Source organism: Desulfoscipio sp. XC116, from assembly GCF_039851975.1.
GTDB lineage: Bacteria > Bacillota > Desulfotomaculia > Desulfotomaculales > Desulfallaceae > Sporotomaculum.
Map to the genome: position 1 here is coordinate 475,147 of NZ_CP156660.1, position 20,929 is coordinate 496,075.

20 protein-coding genes and 1 CRISPR repeat array are annotated in these 20,929 nt (G+C 50.2%); of the genes, 13 read left to right on the forward strand and 7 right to left on the reverse strand.

The genetic code is table 11. The features are described 5' to 3' along the window. Window positions 1–89 precede the first annotated feature (89 nt). Entirely contained in the window at window positions 90–707 is a 618-nt protein-coding gene (locus ABDB91_RS02335) for a TetR/AcrR family transcriptional regulator (RefSeq protein WP_347490015.1), read from the forward strand. Between the two features lie 229 nt (window positions 708–936). On the opposite strand, the gene ABDB91_RS02340 is transcribed toward ABDB91_RS02335, so the two are convergent. After that, window positions 937–1,164: a hypothetical protein gene (locus ABDB91_RS02340; RefSeq protein ID WP_347490017.1), complete on the reverse strand. Its 228-nt coding sequence runs from the start codon at window positions 1,162–1,164 to the stop codon at window positions 937–939. A gap of 462 nt (window positions 1,165–1,626) precedes the next feature. Beyond that, window positions 1,627–2,516: direct repeats of the CRISPR family, unit length 30 nt; unit sequence GTTATTAGACTACCTATGAGGAATTGAAAC. Between the two features lie 115 nt (window positions 2,517–2,631). Next, the gene (locus ABDB91_RS02345; RefSeq protein ID WP_347490018.1) at window positions 2,632–3,069 is read right to left on the reverse strand and encodes a hypothetical protein; all 438 of its coding nucleotides are present in this window, start codon (window positions 3,067–3,069) and stop codon (window positions 2,632–2,634) included. A 51-nt stretch (window positions 3,070–3,120) separates the two neighbouring features. Here ABDB91_RS02345 and ABDB91_RS02350 point away from each other — a divergent pair, with 51 nt between their 5' ends. From ABDB91_RS02350 to tdt, 3 genes are all read left to right on the forward strand, one after another. Next, the gene (locus ABDB91_RS02350; protein ID WP_347490019.1) at window positions 3,121–3,567 is read left to right on the forward strand and encodes a MarR family transcriptional regulator; all 447 of its coding nucleotides are present in this window, start codon (window positions 3,121–3,123) and stop codon (window positions 3,565–3,567) included. Window positions 3,568–3,958: 391 nt separating this feature from the next. Further along, a complete protein-coding gene (locus tag ABDB91_RS02355; protein ID WP_347490020.1) occupies window positions 3,959–5,071 on the forward strand; it encodes a 4Fe-4S binding protein in 1,113 nt (370 codons plus the stop codon). A gap of 182 nt (window positions 5,072–5,253) precedes the next feature. Next, entirely contained in the window at window positions 5,254–6,306 is a 1,053-nt protein-coding gene (tdt, locus tag ABDB91_RS02360) for a tellurite-resistance/dicarboxylate transporter (RefSeq protein WP_347490021.1), read from the forward strand. 39 nt (window positions 6,307–6,345) lie between these two features. Here the strand turns inward: tdt and ABDB91_RS02365 are convergent, their stop codons facing one another. Next, the gene (locus ABDB91_RS02365; protein WP_347490023.1) at window positions 6,346–6,492 is read right to left on the reverse strand and encodes a hypothetical protein; all 147 of its coding nucleotides are present in this window, start codon (window positions 6,490–6,492) and stop codon (window positions 6,346–6,348) included. A 76-nt stretch (window positions 6,493–6,568) separates the two neighbouring features. Between ABDB91_RS02365 and ABDB91_RS02370 the strand changes: the two genes are divergently transcribed. Beyond that, window positions 6,569–9,820 (forward strand): MBL fold metallo-hydrolase, encoded by a 3,252-nt coding sequence (locus ABDB91_RS02370; protein ID WP_347490024.1) that lies wholly within the window; start codon window positions 6,569–6,571, stop codon window positions 9,818–9,820. A 101-nt stretch (window positions 9,821–9,921) separates the two neighbouring features. Here ABDB91_RS02370 and ABDB91_RS02375 read toward each other — a convergent pair whose 3' ends face one another. Further along, window positions 9,922–10,152 carry a hypothetical protein gene (locus ABDB91_RS02375; RefSeq protein WP_347490025.1) on the reverse strand — a complete coding sequence of 77 codons (231 nt, stop codon included), beginning with the start codon at window positions 10,150–10,152 and terminating at the stop codon, window positions 9,922–9,924. A gap of 147 nt (window positions 10,153–10,299) precedes the next feature. On the opposite strand from ABDB91_RS02375, the gene argC reads away from it, so the two are divergent. From argC to ABDB91_RS02405, 6 genes are all read left to right on the forward strand, one after another. After that, window positions 10,300–11,343 carry an N-acetyl-gamma-glutamyl-phosphate reductase gene (argC, locus tag ABDB91_RS02380; RefSeq protein WP_347490026.1) on the forward strand — a complete coding sequence of 348 codons (1,044 nt, stop codon included), beginning with the start codon at window positions 10,300–10,302 and terminating at the stop codon, window positions 11,341–11,343. Window positions 11,344–11,504: 161 nt separating this feature from the next. Then, window positions 11,505–12,719: a bifunctional glutamate N-acetyltransferase/amino-acid acetyltransferase ArgJ gene (gene argJ / locus ABDB91_RS02385; RefSeq protein WP_347490027.1), complete on the forward strand. Its 1,215-nt coding sequence runs from the start codon at window positions 11,505–11,507 to the stop codon at window positions 12,717–12,719. Window positions 12,720–12,775: 56 nt separating this feature from the next. Further along, on the forward strand, window positions 12,776–13,663 hold the full coding sequence (gene argB / locus ABDB91_RS02390) for an acetylglutamate kinase (protein WP_347490029.1): 888 nt from the start codon (window positions 12,776–12,778) through the stop codon (window positions 13,661–13,663). Window positions 13,664–13,906: 243 nt separating this feature from the next. Beyond that, window positions 13,907–15,103, forward strand: a complete 1,197-nt coding sequence (locus tag ABDB91_RS02395; protein ID WP_347490030.1) for an acetylornithine transaminase — start codon at window positions 13,907–13,909, stop codon at window positions 15,101–15,103. Between the two features lie 324 nt (window positions 15,104–15,427). Next, window positions 15,428–16,375 (forward strand): ornithine carbamoyltransferase, encoded by a 948-nt coding sequence (argF, locus tag ABDB91_RS02400; protein WP_347490032.1) that lies wholly within the window; start codon window positions 15,428–15,430, stop codon window positions 16,373–16,375. Between the two features lie 66 nt (window positions 16,376–16,441). Beyond that, window positions 16,442–17,650, forward strand: a complete 1,209-nt coding sequence (locus ABDB91_RS02405; protein ID WP_347490033.1) for an argininosuccinate synthase — start codon at window positions 16,442–16,444, stop codon at window positions 17,648–17,650. Between the two features lie 362 nt (window positions 17,651–18,012). On the opposite strand, the gene ABDB91_RS02410 is transcribed toward ABDB91_RS02405, so the two are convergent. The 3 genes from ABDB91_RS02410 to ABDB91_RS02420 form a co-directional block, all read right to left on the reverse strand. After that, window positions 18,013–18,669, reverse strand: a complete 657-nt coding sequence (locus ABDB91_RS02410) for a hypothetical protein (RefSeq protein ID WP_347490034.1) — start codon at window positions 18,667–18,669, stop codon at window positions 18,013–18,015. 367 nt (window positions 18,670–19,036) lie between these two features. Beyond that, entirely contained in the window at window positions 19,037–19,492 is a 456-nt protein-coding gene (locus ABDB91_RS02415; protein ID WP_347490036.1) for a DUF6147 family protein, read from the reverse strand. 73 nt (window positions 19,493–19,565) lie between these two features. After that, window positions 19,566–19,838: a DUF4367 domain-containing protein gene (locus ABDB91_RS02420; protein WP_347491506.1), complete on the reverse strand. Its 273-nt coding sequence runs from the start codon at window positions 19,836–19,838 to the stop codon at window positions 19,566–19,568. A gap of 613 nt (window positions 19,839–20,451) precedes the next feature. Between ABDB91_RS02420 and ABDB91_RS02425 the strand changes: the two genes are divergently transcribed. Together ABDB91_RS02425 and ABDB91_RS02430 are read left to right on the forward strand one after the other, a co-directional pair. Beyond that, window positions 20,452–20,619: a hypothetical protein gene (locus tag ABDB91_RS02425; protein WP_347490037.1), complete on the forward strand. Its 168-nt coding sequence runs from the start codon at window positions 20,452–20,454 to the stop codon at window positions 20,617–20,619. Next, window positions 20,616–20,903 carry a type II toxin-antitoxin system RelE/ParE family toxin gene (locus tag ABDB91_RS02430; protein WP_347490038.1) on the forward strand — a complete coding sequence of 96 codons (288 nt, stop codon included), beginning with the start codon at window positions 20,616–20,618 and terminating at the stop codon, window positions 20,901–20,903. The genes ABDB91_RS02425 and ABDB91_RS02430 overlap by 4 nt, the downstream gene beginning before the upstream one ends. Window positions 20,904–20,929 lie beyond the last annotated feature (26 nt).

Consider the following 20,929-nt stretch of genomic DNA (forward strand, 5'->3'; position numbering starts at 1 on the left):
AAATCTTCGTCAATAGGAAACCTGGAGTTTTTTATGTGCTTTTCTACAGCATAGGTACATTTATTGTTGAGACTCGGAGGAAAATAAAAGTGGATGAACGAAAGAAGGGTACGCGCCGTCGCGGAGAAATTTTGGAAGAGGCGATCCTGCATGCCGCATGGGAGGAGCTCTCCGAAACCGGCTATACGGATATGACGATGAAAAGCGTCGCAACGCGGGCGGGGACAAATAAGGCCGTCCTTTATCGCCGTTGGGACAATAAGACGGAGCTTGCGATTGCCGCCATACATAAATATTTGCCGAAAATTACAAATGATATTCCAAACACAGGTAGCCTGCGCAGTGATCTGTGTGCTTATCTGCATGCGCGTGTTGAACCGCTGAGAATAATTGGCGTGCAGACGATCAGGGGGCTTATTATGGAACCGGTGGTGTGGCGCAGTATAATCTCATTCATGCCGCAAATCATTGAGCGTAGATCAGAGAGCAAGCTGACGGCGGCTATGGCGGCGATTTTGAAAAACGCGGAACTTCGCGGTGAAATAAGCCTTGAGAAGCTAACGCCCCGGATCATCTCGTTGCCGTTGGATCTGCTGCAGTACGAGCTGATTACAAAGCTGGAGCCCGTATCCGACGAAGTCATAGAAGAGATTGTCGATAATATTTTTATTCCTCTTGTTCATGTGCAGGCGGGTATTATCAAATAGGGAGAGAATCCGGTTATTGTAGGAAAAAAATGAAAATGCCAGTGGCTGTTTATTGATTTTTTAGTTGCCCCTTTACTTAATAAGTAAGAGGCATTACACTAAGTAACAACAACTCCCTACCTTCGGGTACGGGATGATTGTCCGTCCTGGATGAGTTTCTACTTGGCGGTGGGCTCGTCCAGGATAAAATGATGTAATTTGTTCAACGCGCGATTTTTTATGCGATGGACTACAGGTTGCTACACTCCCAGTTCCCTAGCCGTTTTCCGTTCAGTAAATCCATCCAGGATCGTTGCCTAACCACCATTTGTTCTTGTGGCATTAACAACGAGAGGGCTTCCCGGATAAAAACCGTGTCCTCCGCGCTAATGGGAACATCTTCGGCAGCAAAAATGATATCAATCAAGCTTAATTCATCGGAATCAGCGTTCTGATCCACCGGACTATTTAAGATCAAAAGCTCGCGCTCATCCAACTACCGGTACTTTTTCGTCAACCTGATCGTTTTGAGACGCAGACCGGTTAAGAATCAAGCAATCACCCGGGCTTCCTTTTGATCAAAGACATAATCGCGGGAACCGGACGGTAGTAAAGCATCGTCAAGTATAATGCATCTTCATCACCCCCCCTTTCCTGAAATTCTTTTGGGATAAAGAATATATCCGGTTGGGGTACAACGAAATATCCTTCCCGATAGATTATGGGTTTGAAAAAGGAGGAGATGAAAATATAATCTAGAACAAAGGGATAGAGCAGGAAAATCTTTGTCGTCGATCTCCGGTAGCGTACAAACGCCGGGGGGGCGACGACATTCTATAATTGAAAAAAACTTATAGTATAAGGTTTTCGAGAATATTGTCACAGTGACTTCCAATAAGCTTTTAATTTAGGAAGCCCTATTTTTAGGTAAACGCGACGGGTTATTAGACTACCTATGAGGAATTGAAACGGTAAAACAAACCGTGCGTCCTCAGCCGGTATACCTAAGTTATTAGACTACCTATGAGGAATTGAAACAGACAGGAATGGATAATCTGATGATTACGCCGAATGGGTTATTAGACTACCTATGAGGAATTGAAACTTTAGGCACTCCACCCATATCTGGGCTGCACACGTGTTATTAGACTACCTATGAGGAATTGAAACTAATAAACACCGGTTGGAGTAGGTGTACAACCTTCGTTATTAGACTACCTATGAGGAATTGAAACCTAGCCCAACTGAAATGCCCAACAAATGACTAACAAAGTTATTAGACTACCTATGAGGAATTGAAACTTTTGCTAAGCCTTATGATATTCCCGCCAGTATCAAGGTTATTAGACTACCTATGAGGAATTGAAACTCGGCTTCAATAACAGCCTCAATAAACCGTGTAAAAGTTATTAGACTACCTATGAGGAATTGAAACGATGAATTGGAATTTTGGGAAACTGAGTCCCCCGACGTTATTAGACTACCTATGAGGAATTGAAACACCCGCTCAACATTATTGCTCATTGATTTTTGCCTCGTTATTAGACTACCTATGAGGAATTGAAACGTGGAAGCTGCATCTGCTGAAGTCGAACGCCGGGTGGTTATTAGACTACCTATGAGGAATTGAAACTTTCTTTGTCGAAACCAAAAATTATGAAATCCGTTGGTTATTAGACTACCTGTGAGGAATTGAAACTTTTACCCTCGACCATTTTTACACCAAAACGACTTGTTATTAGACTACCTATGAGGAATTGAAACCGCTCTAACGATACTTTAGCGTAGACCTGTGTCGTGGTTATTAGACTACCTATGAGGAATTGAAACCTGGCTGGACCGGTTAGGCCGCTCGGCCAGGATTATCCGTTATTAAACTACCTATCCTGAAAATAGCGTTAGGTAATTTCATTTTCTGATGGTGCCGTGTTGGCGGCATGGTGGTCTATAAGGAATTGAAACTATATTCACTTGTCGGTAAGCCAGCCTTATCGGCCAGTGTTATTAGACTAACTATAAGGAATCGAAACTTACGACAAGATAGGGGCTCTGAAAACTGTCGTTTTTGCCATAAAGATAAACGCTGAACGCCATTGTCACGCTGATGGTTTTCGATGGTTTCTTCCTGCTTGCGCTTTTCTCGGGCAGCAGCTTTAGCATTCTTAGAGGTGGCGAATACCTTGTCAGTGCTTTCTAAAGTTCCTTCTGCCAGCGATGAACCAAAACTGACATGTACACTGTATTTCGAGGCAATTTGACCTATATGGCGTTCTTCCGATAAACCTTCCGAAAGCGAAACGATTTGCAATTTTTGTTCCGGTGTAACTTGGAAATTATCCTGGTAAATTACTATTAATTGTTGACAGATAATTCTAAAAACCATATAATGTTGGTACACAAATAATTACTATGCAAATTAAGAGGTTGATTAGCTATGCGTGGTCAAACACACCAGTACGGACCGGAAAAATATATCTGCTTTAAACTAAGCAAGGTAATGCGCAGGGTGCAGCGGTATTATGAAAGCAACCTGGCCTCTTTTGAAATCACTCCCGTACAGTTTTACGTATTAAGTGCGCTGTGGGAGAATGACGGCATGAAATTTAAAGAACTGGCCAGGGGCATAAATATGGACGGCTCCACTCTTACCGGTATTCTGGACCGTATGGAGCGCGGGGGGTATGTAGAAAGAAGAAACGACCCGGAGGATCGCCGCTCCTTGTTGATTTTTTTAACTTCCAAGGCTAAGGAACATGGCGCATCCATGATTAAACTGGCTGAAAAGCTGGATATGGAAATAAAAGGGCAGTTTTCCCCGGCGGATTTTAATACATTTTTAAAAGTGCTGGATGAACTTATTGACACCGATGAAAAACCTTAATTCGCGGCTTATTGTCGCTAATACTTTCGCTTCTTGTAAGAAACGTTGCACGTACCACGATAAACGAATATATGTCATTGCCGGGTAATGTCATTGCGAACGTGAGCGAAGCAGTCCCGGGAAGCGGATCCCCAAAGAAATGCCAACTGTAAAGCGGAGATTGCTTCGTCGCTTTGCTCCTCGCAATGACATACTTTCAAGCATCGCGGGTTTTATTCATAGCAATGACATACTTTTTCAAGCGTCACAGGGCTGTATGCATAGCAATGATAAACTAAACCATTTTAAGCTCTTTATGGTGCCGTTGCAGTGGCATGGTGCTTTAACAGCAATTCTTTTTTAAATTAAACTGGTTTATTTTTTGTATTAAGAAACGGAGGTTTTGACAGGCATGGGACATTTAATAAATGCCAAGGAAGAGGTTTACCGGGCGCTGGCCGAGCGCTTAAACAAAAATCCGGTGGGAGCGCCGGTTAACGAGTTTTTAATGGGGATTTTGTACCGGCTTTTTACGGAAAGCGAGGCGCAGTTGGGCGGCAAGTTTCCTCTGTTGCCCATGCCGGCGGCTAAGATTGCCGATATCACCGGCATGAAAGAAGCCGAACTGGTGCAAACCCTGGACGGTATGGCTGACAAGGGATTGGTATTGGACCTGCCGCGCAAAAACACCACTTATTACATGCTGGCGCCCATGGTGGTAGGGTTTTTTGAATATACTTTCATGCGGGTGCGGGATAACATCAATATGAAAGAGCTGGCGGATCTTTTTGATAAGTATTTTATCAGTCCGGGGGTGCGGGAGGAGATTTTCGGCGGGGATACTAAAATGTTTAAAGCCCTGGTCTATGAAAATGTCATACCCGCTGCCGTGGAAACCGAGGTTTTGGACTATGAAAAGGCCTCGGAAATTATCCGTGCGTCCGGTGGCGGTGCGCTGGGTATGTGCTCCTGCCGGCATAAGGCCGCTCATCTTGGCAAAGCCTGTGACGCGCCCGTGGAGGATGTGTGCACTTCCCTGGGCGGTGCGGCCCGCTGGCTGGTGAGCCGGGGACTGGCCAGGGCGGCTGCGGTGGATGAGTTGCTGCGTGTACTGGATAAGACAGAGAAGCTGGGGTTGGTGCATTTGGGCGACAATGTGCTCAACAGTCCCGCTTATATATGTCACTGCTGCGGCTGTTGCTGTGGTGTGCTGCGGACCATTAACGAGTCCGGTCTGCAGGCCGTGCACCCGAGCAACTTTATACCTGCGGTGGATGTTGATTTGTGCACAGGGTGCGGCATCTGCACGGAAAGCTGCCATATCAAAGCTATTGAAATGGTTGTAGCCGATGATGGGTCGGAAGTATCGGCGGTATTGGAAGATCGATGTATCGGCTGCGGTGCATGTGCTTCCGCTTGTCCCACCGGAGCACTGTCCATGTCCCGTCGTGCGGTATTGCATATTCCTCCCGTCAATAAGGGGGAACAGTTCTTGCGCATAGCCAAAGAAAAGGGACGGGTCTAAACATTATTAACTATTTTATAGAAACCTGCCTCTGAAAACCCACGGGCTCGTCCCGGAGGAGGTTCACGCGCATAAGACAGGTTTTCACGTAAAACTTTAATTAATTCAAGAGCTTTGCAGCGTTCAAGTGGTACAATAATGCTGCAAAGTTTTTTATTTTTATGACAACGGGGGATGTGCATATGAAGAGCTCGCATACATTAATAGCAAATTTTGCTCCATCGTGGTTTGCCAGTGTCATGGGTACTGGTATTGTAGCTATAACCAGCTATTTTTACAGTACCGGGTTTCCCTGGCTTAAGGGTTTGGCCACCATGGCCTGGATGTTGAACATGTTTTTATTCGCTATATTACTGGTGCCCTGGGTGTTAAGATTCATTCGGCACAGTAAAGAAGCACTGGCGGACTTGAGGGAACCGGTTACCGGACAGTTTTATGCCACTATGCCTATCGCCTGCCTGGTGGTGGCAGCCGATCTGCTGATTGTGGGCGTGGATAGCCTGGGGCCGTACCGGGCCATTGGTATGGCTAAAATTATTTGGATTATGGGTGCGCTATTAGCTTTGTTGGGTGCGGTGATCATTCCGTTGCTGAACTTTACCAATCGGGAAGTGCGGGTGGAAAGTATCAATCCGGCCTGGTTTATGCCTCCGGTAGCCCTCATTGTCATCCCCGTTCCCGGAGCCAAGTTAATTGCTTACTGGCCCGAAAGCTGGCAATTAATGATGCTTGCTTTTAACTATGTGGCCTGGGGCAGTGGTTTCTTCCTTTTTCTGGTGTTGGAGGCCATATGCTTGTACCGTTTTATCTGCCGGCCTCCCTTGTCCGGTAAATTGGCCCCTACCGCCTGGATTAATTTGGGGCCCATTGGTGTCGGTACTATTGCTTTGTTGAATCTGGCGCCTGCCAGTGTACCTTTTCTAGGTCCTTATGTGCAGCCGGTATTGCAACTGCTGGCCCTTTTTTTATGGGGGTTTGGGTTTTGGTGGCTTATCTGCGCCATTTATTTAACTATTTATTATTTCAGAAATAAGGACTTGCCATTTTCCCTGGCCTGGTGGGCTTTTACTTTCCCGCTGGGTGCATATGCCGGGGCTACATACCTGGTAGCCGGATTTTTAAATGCACCGCTGATAAACGGCTATGGTTTTATGTGCTACCTGTTATTGCTGGCTTTGTGGGTTGTTGTCTTTGCGCGCACGCTGGTGGGCGTTGGCAAAAGGGAGTTTTTCTAGTGATTGTCATGCGGCCATTCCGGACATTCCAGCCGTTCATCATGGACCAAACCGTTGGATGCCGCCGGCTACGCACTCAATAAGCTGCGGCGGTTCTCCGGTCAGGCTGCTGATCGCTCCGCCTGCTTCTTGCACCGGTACCATACCGGCAGCCCGGTCCACACTAATACAACGTTGTGTGCTCAAGCGGCAGGAATCAACGTGTGAGTACAAGAATCTTATAAATAAGAAAAAAGATATATCGGATTGCGAGGGAGAAGTGTTGCGCTATATAGCCCTGGGCGGTGGCAGCGAGGTGGGGGCCAGCTGCAATTTGCTTCAAATGGACGGCACAAACGTTTTACTGGACGCCGGCATTCGCATGGGCGGTGGCGCGGCGGGCGGACCCGCGGATGCGCTGCCTGATCTGGCGCTGCTGCAGGAAGCGGGCGGGGTGGATGCGGTGCTTGTTTCCCATGCCCACCTGGACCATATCGGCGCGCTGCCGCTGGTACACCGGGCCTACCCGGCGGCGCCCATATACGCCACCGCGCCTACGGTGCACCTGATGCGGGTACTATTGGCCGATGCCCTCAAAATAATGTCCATCAAGGCTGAGCAGGAATTGGAATGCCCTCTTTACGATGCCGATTTGGTGGCCAGGATGTTTACCCGGGTGGTTCCCGTGCCTATGGGAGGCAGCGTAGTGCTGCCCGGGGGAATAAAAGTGTTCTTTTTCCCGGCCGGTCACATACTGGGGGCTGCTATGCTCGGGCTGGAAGGGGCCGCGGGACGTGTGCTGTATACGGGCGATATATCCGCAGGTAACCAGCGCACCATATCCGGCATGGTGGCGCCTGATTTTGCGCCTCATTTGCTGGTGATGGAATCAACCTACGGCAATCGCCTGCATGCCAACCGGCAGCGGGAGGAAAAGACTTTGGCGCAAACCGTGGCGGAGGTCATCGCGTCGGGCGGACATGCGTTGATCCCGGCCTTTGCGCTGGGGCGCGCCCAGGAGATTATACTGCTTATACTGGCCCATCAGCAGGCCGGGTTAATACCGAAGTTCCCCATCTGGGTGGACGGCATGGTGCGCAGCATCTGTCAGGCCTATCTGAACTTTCCCGAATTATTGCGCGGCCCGCTTAAGCGGTTTATCAACAACGGGGGCAACCCGTTTTTCCGGGACAGGGGCCTGGCCAGACCGGTTACGGCCGCACCTATGCGGGAAAAGGTGCTGGCCGGTGCTCCCGCTTGTATTATTGCCAGTTCCGGTATGCTAACCGGCGGACCTTCGCAGTTTTACGCCTCTCGCCTGGCGGATGATCCCCGGCATGCTATTATATTTTGCGGTTACCAGGATGAGGAAAGCCCCGGCCGCCGCTTGCTGGCACTAGCCGATGACCCGGAGGCCACTATTGCCTTGGGCGGCGTGGAAAAGCGCGTGCGGTGCCGGCTGGCTCAGTATGGCCTGTCCGCCCATGCGGACGCGGGTGAGCTGGCGTCTCTGGCCGCCCGGCTGCGTCCCCGCCGGGTGGTGCTGGTGCACGGTGATGACGATGCCAGACAGGCGCTGGCCCAAACTCTGGCGGACAGCAGGCGGGCTGTGCTGGCCCCGGAGAATGGCCAGTGGCTGGATTTTTCTTTCCGGCATGACAAGTTGGGGAAGTATACCCCCGCCTCCGCCGCCCGCGCCGCCAAGGCGGTGTCCGGACATGAACGCGGCGGCCCGCCTAATCCGGAGGTGCTGTGGGATGGCCTAGTACGCGGGCCGTCTACCCGCAATAAGCTGTATACGGCCGAAGAATTGGCCGTATTATGGTTCGGGGGTGGAATAACGCCCGAGCGGCAGGCACAGATGGCGGCTATGCTAAAGTCCGACCGGCGCTATTTCGCCGCGGATTGGAAACATCCTTACTTCTACCGGCCCCGCCGTCCGGATCAGGTGGCGGCGGACAGGCTGCGGGAGTCTATCATGCGGGGTGTGCCTCATCTGCCGGGCAAATTGGTTTTGGTGCGCGATGGCGGCGGTGCGGTGCGGGCCGGTATATGCTACGCGGTGGACGAACTGGGGTTTTACGCCTGGAAAGTGGGTCGGGACGGTACCTGGCATCCGGCGGAGAGTTTGCTGGAGGTCGTTGGCCCCTGGTATGAGCCGGAGGAAGCAAATATATTACCGGGGGAAAGAGGACCGGGCCGGTGCGCTGAAGCCCGGTGCGAAAGCGGAGTGGCGGTACAAATAAGCGGGCCGGCCGGGGAAAGTGAGACGGTTGAGGAGAGTAAGCCGGGGGCCATGCCGGTCGATAGCATGGTGCGGGCCGAACAAAAACAAAGGCTGCATCAATTTCTGTTAAAGGTAAAGCCTTTGTACCGGAGGCTTAAGCCCGAGGCGTTATGGGAAAAGATGCAGCAGCTTGGCGCGGGACCGGCGAGCGCGAGCCGGTGGCTTGACTTGCTGGGGTTGGAAGCTGATGTTGAATCTTTGACGGCCCTGGCCTGGCGATTGAATACTCACCCCGACTGCTTTACCCGGCAGTCTGCCCCCGGAGGCACGCCGCTTTATGAGTGCCGTGCGGATGCGCCCCGGGACCAGGCCGCGCCCGACGAGGAAATGGTGGACCGTATGGAGCAAAATGCGGCGCTGGCTGTGGCGGAAAAGCTGTTTGGACCGGAAAGCGGGCTGTACCGCAAGGGGCTGGACTTATCTGAGGGGGAAATAACGCTGTATTTTCATTTTCCCGCTCCGGCGGCGGTGCTGTACGGTCCGCAAATCGAGGAACTGGGCGCTGCAACGGGCTGGTCGGTGCGGGTGCATCCCGAGCCCCATCACGGTGCTTTGGCCGATGCCGCCCGCCGCATACTGCCGGAAACCTGGCAAATACTGCGTAATCCCTCTATTCACCGGGAAGATGATCTGGTGAGCGTGCGGTGCGAAATTCCTCCGGACGAGGAGAACGCAGTGCCTGAACTGGGCAGACGCTTTAAGGAGCTAACCGGGCAGACACTGGTGATTGAAAGGCCCGGCGGTGATGGGGCGATTGGAGCCGGTGGGGCGCTTTCCGCCGGTGATGCCGACGGTGCCGCCAATACAGCCGGTATTGTTGGTTCCGGCGATGCCGGCATGGAAATAAATGCCGCTTACGCGGCTATTCGCACTGCGCTGCGGCAGGCGGGGGCGGTAGTGTATAAGGTTGGCAAAAAGCGGGACGGCGGTGGCGAATATATAGAAGTGAGTTTTATCAGCCCCGATGTGGGGGAGCGGTACCGGGGTTTGCTGGCTGAGCTGCAAGAACAAACCGGGTGGTTGGTGCGCATTAATCCCCGGCCCAACCAAAATGAAATAAAATCGCGAGTTCGTACGGCTCTGGACCCGGCCTGGGGGCTGGTTAAAGAGCCCGGTTTCTTTGCAAAGGAACGCCTGGTACGGGTCAAGTTAAAAAACCCTCCGGCGGATGATGATCCCCGGTGGGTGGCGCTGGTGGATAAAATTGGTACTGAGACGGGATATGCACTGGAGTGCATAAATGTATAATGCAAAAAACAATTACAGGGGATGTAATTGCCTGAACATACTATTCTGTTAGTTATGTTCAGGCATCATTCGTTCCCTGGTATTGATGTGCGCAAATATAACTACTTTCTTTGCTTCTTGGTTTCATTTTCCGGTGGACGCATAAAAAGCGGCATTACCTGGGTGTGAAAAGATTCCAACCCCGCATTGATACTGGTTAGTGCTTCGCGCATGGAACTAATCGCCTGACCCAGGTTATTCAGCCTTCCGGCTGGATCAGGGGTGTTGGCGGCCATTAGCAGCATAAGAGTGACCAGGGGATGGGTGTAAGGAGTCTGGTTGTTGTTTGGCATACTAGCCGGTGCACCTCCTTGTTATAAATAAAATTTGTTCGTTAAAGGTAATTTATGAAAAAGTGCCTCTATATGTGCAGGGAAAACTATTGTATTATTATTCATGTTTATGTATAATTATTTTATTGCATTCGGAGGTTATTTGTTATGAAAATTAAGGTTGGCATAATTGGTGCCACGGGCTATGCCGGGGCGGAGCTGGTGCGCATATTGTCGTCACACCCCGAGGCCTGGCTGGTGAATTTAACCACCCGGAGCTATGGGGGTAAGTCGTTTTGCGAGGTTTACCCGCATTTATACAAATATGTGGACCAAAAATGCCGGGAGCTTGACTTGCCGGCGTTAGTCGGCGAAGCCGATGTTATTTTTACGGCCCTGCCCCACGGGCATGCCATACCGGTGGCCGAGGAAGTTTTAAAGCAAGGTAAAAAGTTTATTGACCTGGGTGCTGATTTTCGCTTTGCTAGCCGGGAAGTATACGAGCAATGGTACAAAGTGGAACACACGGCGCCCGACCTGCTGGGGCAGGCGGTGTACGGGTTGCCCGAGTTGTATCGCGATAGGATTAAAACGGCCTCTCTGGTAGGCAATCCGGGCTGTTATCCCACCAGTGTAATACTGGGTCTGGCGCCGCTTTTGGCGCACGGTTTGGTGGACACCGGCACGGTGGTGGCGGATAGTAAATCCGGAGTTTCGGGTGCCGGCCGGGGGCTGTCCCTGGGCGTTCATTTTGCCGAGGTCAATGAAAATTTCCGTGCTTATAATGTAGGCATGCATCGGCATACGCCCGAAATCGAGCAGGAGCTGGGCAAGCTGGCGGGTGAAGATATGGTGATATCATTTACCCCGCACCTTACTCCCATGAACAGAGGTATTTTAAGCACCGTCTATGCCAAACTCAAGCAAGAGATAACCTTGGGACAGGTGCGTTCTATTTATGAGGAGTATTACCGCAACGATTATTTTGTACGCCTGCTCCCCCCGGGGATATTACCCCAAACCAAGGCGGTATCCGGTTCCAACCACTGCGACGTGGTGCCTGTGGTGGACCCGCGCACCGGGCGGGTAGTGGTTATTTCGGCTATTGATAACTTGATCAAGGGGGCGGCGGGCCAGGCGGTGCAAAACATGAACCTGATGTGCGGTTTGCCGGAAACTATGGGCCTGGATAGACCGGGGTTATATCCCTAAGCCAAGCTTAAGTCTGAATTAAGCTTAATGCCAAATTAAATTTTAGATGATAGCTTGCTAAGTCCCTCCGCTCCCTGGCCGAATTGTTTTGAACCCGGGCTGTGTGGGGGCTGACTGAGCAATACCGCATGCATTATCAGGTAATTTGGAGGAAAATGAATATGTCTCAAGCAACGTTTAAGGAAATTACCGGCGGGGTGACGGCTCCGCTGGGTTTTACCGCCTCCGGGGCGGTAGCGGGTATCAAACATGAAAGAAAAGATGTCGCTTTGATATATTCGGAGCGGGAAGCATCCGCCGCCGGTGTTTTTACTGCCAATATAGTAAAAGCGGCCCCCGTTCTGTTGACTATGCAACACATCGAAAGCGGCAAAGCCCGGGCCGTGGTGGCTAACAGCGGCAATGCCAATGCCTGTGTCGGCCCCCGGGGGCTTGAAGATGCCCGGGCCATGGCGGCCGAGGCCGCGGGATTGCTGCAGATCCCCGAAGAACAGGTACTGGTTGCTTCCACCGGTGTAATCGGCCAGCTTATGCCTATGGACAGGGTGCTGTCCGGTATTCGGCGGGCGGCGGCTGAATTAAGCAGAGATGGCGGTGTAGATGCCGCTGCCGCTGTCATGACTACCGATACTGTATCCAAGGAAGCGGCGGTGACGGTGGAACTGGGCGGTGTTAAAGCTACTATTGGCGGTATGGCCAAGGGTTCGGGGATGATTCACCCCAACATGGCCACTATGTTGTGTTTTATTACCACCGATGCCGCTATTGAGGCCGATTGGCTGCATAAAGCGCTGACCACAGCGGTGGAGCGTACCTTTAACATGATTACCGTGGACGGTGATACCAGTACTAACGATATGTTGGTGGTGCTAGCCAACGGTGCGGCGGGCAACCGGGTTATTGACGGTGCTAATTCGAATTACGCGGCGTTCGTCGCGGCGTTGGAAGCAGTGTGCCGCAAGCTGGCCGTGGCTGTGGCCGCGGACGGCGAGGGGGCTACCCGGCTGCTGGAAGTGCGGGTGCGGGGCGCTTCTAGCGAGCGCGACGCCCGGCTGGTGGCCCGGGCCGTGGCTTCCTCCAGCCTGGTTAAGGCAGCCGTTTTTGGCAAGGACGCCAACTGGGGGCGGATAATCTGTGCCGCCGGATATTCCGGTGCCGGCTTTAACCCGGAGAGCGTGGATATATATGTAGGAGATGTGCAGGTGGCTGAAAACGGCGGGGGATTGCCCTTCAGCGAGGAACGGGCCGCCGAGGTGCTTGGCGGCGACGAAGTGGTATTTACCATTGATTTGCATAACGGCGACAGCTGCGCTGCCGCTTGGGGCTGTGATCTTACCTATGATTACGTGCGTATTAACGGCAGTTACCGCACTTAGGTTACGCAGTTAGTTTAATAAAGTTTAAGCCTGACCCCGGGAAAGGAGGTGGTGGGGTGCCGAGCCCTATGGAAAAGGCGGGTATTTTAGTGGAGGCCCTGCCTTACATAAAAAAGTTTTATGGTAAAACAGTGGTTATTAAATATGGCGGCCATGCCATGGTTAATTGCGAACTTAAAAAAGCGGTTTTAACAGACGCCGTATTGATGAAATATGTGGGTATGCATCCCGTTATTGTGCACGGCGGGGGGCCGGAAATCACCGGTATGTTGAAGAGAGTGGGCAAGGAAAGTAATTTTGTGGGGGGACTGCGGGTTACTGACGCCGAGACGATGGAAATTGCCCAGATGGTGCTGGTAGGTAAAATAAACAAAGATATTGTGGGTATGATTAACGACATCGGCGGCCATGCGGTGGGTCTCTCCGGTAAAGACGGCAATTTACTGGTGGCCGATAAAAAAATGGGCCGGGTGCGCAGGCCGGACGGCACCGAGGAGATGGTCGATATCGGCCTGGTTGGTGAGGTGCGCCAGGTGAACCCCGGTATCGTGGCCACGGTAATCCGGGAAGGCTATATTCCCGTGGTGGCGCCGGTAGCCGTGGGTGAGGGCGGCGATAGCTACAATGTGAATGCGGACAGCGCCGCGGGAGCGCTGGCGGTGGCCCTCAACGCCGATAAACTGATTATTCTCACCGATGTGGAAGGTATACTGGCTGATCGCCATGACAAAGCATCGTTGATTTCCACGGTAGCCAGGCAGGAAATACCTCAGCTGGTGGAGCGGGGTATTATTGACGGGGGGATGATCCCTAAAGTGGAGTGCTGCGTATCCGCACTGCGGGGAGGCGTGGGCAGCACCCATATTTTAGACGGTCGGGTGCAGCATTCCGTGCTGCTGGAGATATTTACCGATCAGGGTGTGGGTACTATGGTGACCAATTAAGGAAATTGGATTATAATTTTAATTTAGGATACGTAAAAAGATGTAGGTGCTATGGCATAATTTTAGGCATTGGTGTTAGTGATATAATGGTAACAAGTAAGCATACGGCAGCAATGGGAAACTGTGCTGTTTGTGTGCTGTTTGTTGCCCGACGGGGCTTGTAGGGAGGATGAAGCTTTGGGAAACAAAAAAACTGTGCTCCCCTTGCTTTATTGGAACTGGACAGAAAGAAGGGCGAAATAAGTGAATACCAGTGATATTATGCAATTAAGTGATAAATATGTTATGCATACCTACGGGCGTATTGCCATGGCTCCGGTACGGGGCGAAGGAACGCTGTTGTGGGACGCCGAAGGGCGGGCATATTTAGATTTTGTGGCCGGTATAGCGGTTAATTGCCTGGGGCATTGCCACCCCGCGGTGGTGCGGGCGATACAGGAACAGGCCGCCCGGTTGATGCACGTCAGCAACCTGTATTACATCGAGCCTCAGGCCCGGCTGGCCGAAATTTTGGTGGAAAACAGCTGCGCCGACCGCGCATTCTTTTGCAACAGCGGGGCCGAGGCCAATGAGGGGGCTATTAAACTGGCCCGCAAATGGGCTAAAAAACAGCATGGCCCGGACCGGTATGAGATAATTACCGCGGAGAATTCGTTCCACGGCCGCACTCTGGCCGCTATTACAGCTACCGGGCAGCCGAAATATCAAAAATACTTTGAGCCGCTGCCGCCGGGTTTTAAATATGTTCCTTTTAACGACTTGGATGCGCTGGCCGGGGCGGTTGGTCCGCATACTTGTGCTATTATGCTGGAGCCGGTGCAGGGTGAGAGCGGCGTTCGGCCTGCTGCTGCGGAATACTTGTCCGGCGTGCGGGAACTGTGCGACAGGAACGGCCTGCTGCTGATTTTTGATGAAGTGCAGTGCGGCCTGGGGCGTACCGGCAAGTTTCTGGCCTATCAGCATTACGGTGTGGAGCCGGATATTTTTACTCTGGCCAAGGCGCTGGGCGGCGGCTTTCCCATTGGCGCCCTGTTGGCTAAGGAGCAGGTGGCCGGGGCATTTGCGCCGGGCGATCACGCCAGCACCTTCGGGGGCAACCCGCTGGCTTGCGCTGCGGGTTTGGCTGCCATGCAGACTATTGTTAACGGCGGTGTTCTGGAAAACTGCAATAGAGTCGGGGCATACTTTAAAGAAAAACTGCATGAGCTGGCCGGGAAATACAGTTTTATCAGGGAAGTGCGCGGTATGGGGTTGATGCTGGGCATGGAACTTGCCATGCCGGGCGGGGATATTGTCAACCGCTGCCGGGAGCGGGGTTTGTTGATTAACTGTGCCAACAATACCGTGCTGCGGATTGTGCCGCCGCTGATTATTACTAACGCTGACGTAGACAGGGCCTTGGAGATTATAGACGGGGTATTGCGGGAGCAGCAAGCTTAACGACGTTATACGGAATCATACGATGTTAAACACATAATTCATGGCCGGAGCGGCTAGCCAAACATAAACTATAGTTTAGTAATCTGTGCAGGCAATAACGGCACCTATCGAAACGGCGAAACCTTTGTTTGAAAAGTAATTTACGCTGTAGTAATAATTAAGTTTTAATATATAGCCGCCTTTGGGCAAATGAAATTGTTTGTTGGTTATATATGGTATAAATTGATGCAGCATGCGATCTTGCAGTAAAATGATTAAACATTACACGCTTTATTTAGAGTGTAAAAACTATAGAGTGTGAAAACTGGAAAAGCGGTGATATAAATGAACTCTGTCAAGGAGACATTAAAAGGGAGAGACTTGCTCTCCCTGCGCGATTTTACTCCCCGGCAAATTGCTTTTATACTTGATTTTGCCGCCGAGCTTAAACGAATGCAGAAGCAAGGCGAGCCTCATGCACTGCTGCAGGGGCAAACGCTGGGGATGATCTTTCAAAAGTCCTCTACCCGCACCCGGGTGAGCTTCGAGGTGGGCATGTACCAGCTGGGCGGGCATGCTTTGTTCTTAAGCTCCCACGATATACAGTTGGGGCGGGGGGAAAGCATTGCCGACACCGGGCGGGTGTTGGGGCGCTACGTGGACGGCGTTATGATCCGCACCTTTGCGCAGAGTGATGTGGAGGAATTGGCCGGGTACGCACCGGTACCGGTAATTAATGGCCTTACGGACTTATTGCACCCCTGCCAGATACTGGCCGACTTATTGACGGTGCAAGAGCATAAGGGACGGCTGGCCGGGCTGAAACTGGCTTATGTGGGCGACGGCAACAATATATGCCACTCGCTTCTATATGGCTGTGCCAAAACAGGCGTTAACATCAGCGTGGCTTCGCCGGAGGGATACCTGCCCCGGGAGGATATCGTGGCGGCGGCCCGGCAGGACGCCCAGGAGACGGGCGCATCCGTTTCCATAACTACTAAACCTGAGGAGGCCGTGTCGGGGGCCGATGTGCTGGTTACCGATGTTTGGGCCAGTATGGGACAGGAGAGTGAACAACAGGCCCGGATGAAGGTGTTTGCTTCTTACCAGGTTAATGCCCGGCTGGCGGCTCTGGCGGCACCGGACTACATATTCCTGCATTGCCTGCCTGCCCACCGGGGTGAGGAAGTGGCCGCTGAAATAATCGACGGTCCCCATGCGGTGGTATTTGACGAGGCCGAAAACAGGCTGCACGCCCAGAAGGCCGTTATGGCTCTTTTGATGGCAAAATAAAGGCTGTTAACACCCCCCATATTTTTGTTGTATCTGGGGCATGTAATTTAGAAGGGAGTTAGCGATATGAAGAAAGTGGTTTTGGCGTATTCAGGAGGACTGGACACCTCCATTATTATACCCTGGCTGAAGGAGAACTACGGTTATGAAGTCATTGCCATGGCTGCGGATGTGGGTCAGGGGGAGGAGCTTGAGCCGCTGCATGAAAAGGCGTTGAAGAGTGGGGCCAGCAAGCTGTATATTGAGGACCTCAAGCGTGAATTTGTCACCGACTATATTTACCCCACTCTAAAAGCCGGGGCCATTTATGAAGGAAAATACCTGTTGGGCACTTCCATGGCCCGGCCGCTGATCGGCAAAAGGCTGGTGGAAATTGCCGAGCGGGAGGGGGCCGAGGCGATATCCCACGGCGCCACCGGCAAGGGTAACGATCAGGTGCGCTTTGAACTGGCGGTCAAGGCGTTAAAGCCTGAATTAAAGATAATTGCTCCCTGGCGGGAGTGGGATATCCGCTCCCGGGATGATGCCATTGACTATGCCGAGGCCAGGGGCATTCCCATACCCGTGACCAAATCGCGGCCCTACAGTATGGACCGCAACCTCTGGCATCTATCCCACGAAGGCGGAGCCTTGGAAGATCCGGGCCAGGAGCCGCCGGACGATGTGCTGTTGCTTACCGTGCCGCCTGAAAAGGCGCCGGATGAGCCTACTTACGTGGAAATATATTTTGAACAGGGTATTCCCCAAAAAGTCAACGGCCGGGAATTGCTCCCCGATGAACTGATTATGGAACTGAACAGACTGGGCGGAGCCAACGGTATTGGCATTGTGGATATGGTGGAAAACCGGCTGGTGGGTATGAAATCCCGGGGTGTTTATGAAACGCCGGGAGGCACCATATTGTTTTTAGCCCACCGGGAGCTTGAGCTGCTTACCATTGACCGGATTACCTTGCATTACAAGGAGATGGTGGCTTCCCGCTATACCGAGCTGGTATATGACGGGGTGTGGTTCTCGCCGCTGCGTGAAGCCCTGGACGCCTTTGTGGACGTAACCCAGCGCACGGTTACCGGTACGGTGCGTATGAAGCTGTACAAGGGCAACTGCACCCCGGCCGGGACCACCTCGCCATACTCTCTTTATAATGAAGAGTTGGCCACCTTTGGTCGTGACGAAGTATACAGCCAGGCCGACGCCGCCGGGTTCATCAACCTGTTCGGGCTGCCGCTGCAGGTGCGGGCGCTTATGGAAAGAAAAACAGGATTGCGGAAATAGCCAACTAAGATAACGAGAAGCGGGGCCGGCTAGCGCGCCCCGCTTCTCGTTTTTTAGTTCATAATAAATTAAATCTTATCTAAAAAGTGTTTTTTACATTCGGCTTCAGAACTTAAGAATAATCTTTGTCAGGAACTGTTAAGGACAACCCCAGACCAACACCGATAAGCGTTCCAGCCACGGGATAATAACCTGCGCTGTATGTTATGAAATACCATAATGGGGTTAATATTGAATATTGTGAGGTGGGTGTGAGCCAGTTAAAAAAATCATTCAAATATAGCAATGGTGTTATAAGTAGCACAATGGATGGAATGGCAAAGATGGCAAATAACCTCCAGTTCCATGACAAGTTATATCCTTTAGTAACCTTGAACAGTTATCTTACCAGTGCTGCTACTGCAATAAGTATATGCTGATGAAGTTCTGGAATAGTTAGCACCGTCCTTTGTAAGTGTCAATTGTGCGGTTGTTAAGCGCGTGCGTCCACCATCAATAAGCCTTGTAGAATAGCTATTCACGATACCTTTACCCTTACCAAGTAATTCGGGTTTGAACGCATTAAACTCAGATATAAAATAATTTCCTGTATCAGGGTGTTGTGAGACTCTAATTGCAAAAGAAAATTTAACAGTAATATCAAAGTTGCTTTTATATTGAGTATCTTTCCAATCATGTATTGTAACTTCTTTAGACTTAGAGGAGCTTTTCGTTGTTGTGGTCTCTGAATTTGTTAGAAGTTCGCAATTAATCCGTACCTTTTCAGCGAATTCTGATTCATCTGGAAAGCCGTTTTCGATGAACCATTCAATGGGTTCTAATGAAGCTTTTATACCATATTTTCCTGTAATTTCGGAAAGTATTCTACCATATTCAGAATACTTTTCCTGCTGTACTGAGCTTGCCCCAATAGAACCTATGCTAGATTCATCTTCTGCTGCAAATGCTGCAACACCCATACTGAATAATAACGACAAAGATAACATAACTCCCAATATTTTTTTCATTGTATGTTTCATTTTATTTCCTCCTCGTAAAACTTCGCAACAAACAATATCTACTAATCATAAAAAAGCAAACCATAGCTCATCCCCTTAATTTATTATGAACACTTTTGGAAAACCTAAAGCTACCTCAAACAAGGGCCATTGTTTTTTTATTTCCAATTTGGTGGTGTATGAGATAACAATCTAAAACGGAAATTATCCGAGGATATTTACATTTACGCTGATAACAAAATGTTCTTATTAACTATAATACTGCTGAAAGTCGGTTTTGGATTACGTTTCCATGAAATAATTTACCAACATAATGCGATAATCTTTGCACAACAAAGCCGGCAGCTTATATGCTGCCGGCTTAAACTGAATAAATTTGAAATGTTGTTTAATCAATGTAACAGGAATCCGAAACTATCTTTTGTGGCTGTTTCGGGTATTCGATATCATTGTGGATAATCTGATGGTAAGAGAGAGTTCGATAATATACGCCCGTTTGAACGGAAATATTCTTAGAGTGGCTCACGTATACGTTATTATTGGCTGTTTTGCGGTATCCGTTCGATACTGTTTGCCAGGAGGACCCGTTCCACTTTTGCAGGTAGATCTCGACATAAATTTCATCCACAATGCGGTTGGCCTGGCTGTAGCCTTTGATGGTTACCGTTCCGTCATCATTATTAATTAGAGAACAGTTCCAATCAGCAAGATACTTTGTAGATAGAATGCCTATTTCACTTTGTTCTGCCGGTGGCGGGGGCGGCGGGGTCGGGGATGCTGCCGGCGGCCTGGCAACAATAAATAAAAAAACCAAACACAGCGCGGTACATAAAAATCTTTTCATGTACATACATACCTCCATCGTTTTACATATAAGACTGTGTTTGGCCTGTTTTGGATTAAGTTTTTTTAAAATTTTATTCCAGGGATTCAGCCATTTTAACAGCTTCTTCCGGGCTTAAAATACCGGCTATTTGGTAAACCATAACACCTTCGTCCCATGCTATGGAGGCAAAGTGGTCTTTTTCCCTGATCATCAACAGTGCCGGTTTCCCATTTATCAGCACGTCGTGCACAGTGGTATCGTCGGTATCGTAACCCTGCGATCTGACAGCTTCGCCGGCGACGGACATCTGGTTAAAAACAATGTGTTTTTTATCCTGACGGGTGTAAGTTGCCCCCCGACGAATCGATCATGGAATTGAACAAACTGGGCGGGGCCAACGGTATTAAGAGGATTTTCTTATGTCCGATGCTGCGAGCTAACTAATAGTTAATGTATTGATTGAGGCTGAGATTTTCCTCTTTTGCCTTTTGAAACCAAAGTACGGTGAAGTGATTTAGCATACGGATACTAAACTTGCCAGTGCCCACCTTCGGGCGGCTGATCCTTAGAAAGGCATATCCATGAGGATGTTTTGTTTCGGTATTATGGACATGCCACATGTTGCATGTTACAATATTTCTAAACAAATTTAAGATAAATTGAAACATTTGATTTGTGGGGTGCCTTGGCACCTAAGAGTGAGAAGTACCGCCACCAAGACGTAAGGCGTGGCAACGCTCACTAAGCCTCTGCCGCAAGGCGGGAAGCTTCTTGGTCTGAACTCCCTCTCTTCGGGAAGGCGGGGCCAGACAGCTACAATCAAAGATAGTGGTTGGAGCAAGAAAAGCTGGCTCCTACGCAGATGTGCGATAAAAAAATGGTTATCACCCTGGCGGTTTGGACATAGATATTCTATGGACAAGAAGCTGGGGAGTGGTAATGTGAAGTATAGAATCCGCGGGAAAAGGGGTGTTATTATGCCTACAGCTATTGTTGCACGTAAGTCAAAAAAAGGGCCTGCCCCAACTAGTATTACTGCATCAAAGGAAATAAAAGGCAATAAGATGGTAATGGCTAAAATCAAGCAAAGCTACAGGGAGGCTCAATTAGGACAAACGGTATCCCTGCGCGATCTTATTAAATGATTGAAGTAATACTGCCTAAGTGGATACAAAGATATCTAAATGCCCCCAAAAGGTGCCCCAGGCAACTCAAGGAAATGTTTATTAATGAAATGAGCGCTCTTTATGAAGACATAGAAGTGGGGGAAGTTTTGGTAGGCGATTTAGCGGGGCATTATAAAATTAATTTTACTTTTAAGGGCGTTGATTACCGTATTATATATACTGTATTAAGCGATGAAGAAATACTTATTGTTTACTGTGGGCCGAGGGAAAACGCTTACAAGATAATTAAAAGGACGTTATAAACACTCTCATACGAGGGTGTTTTTGT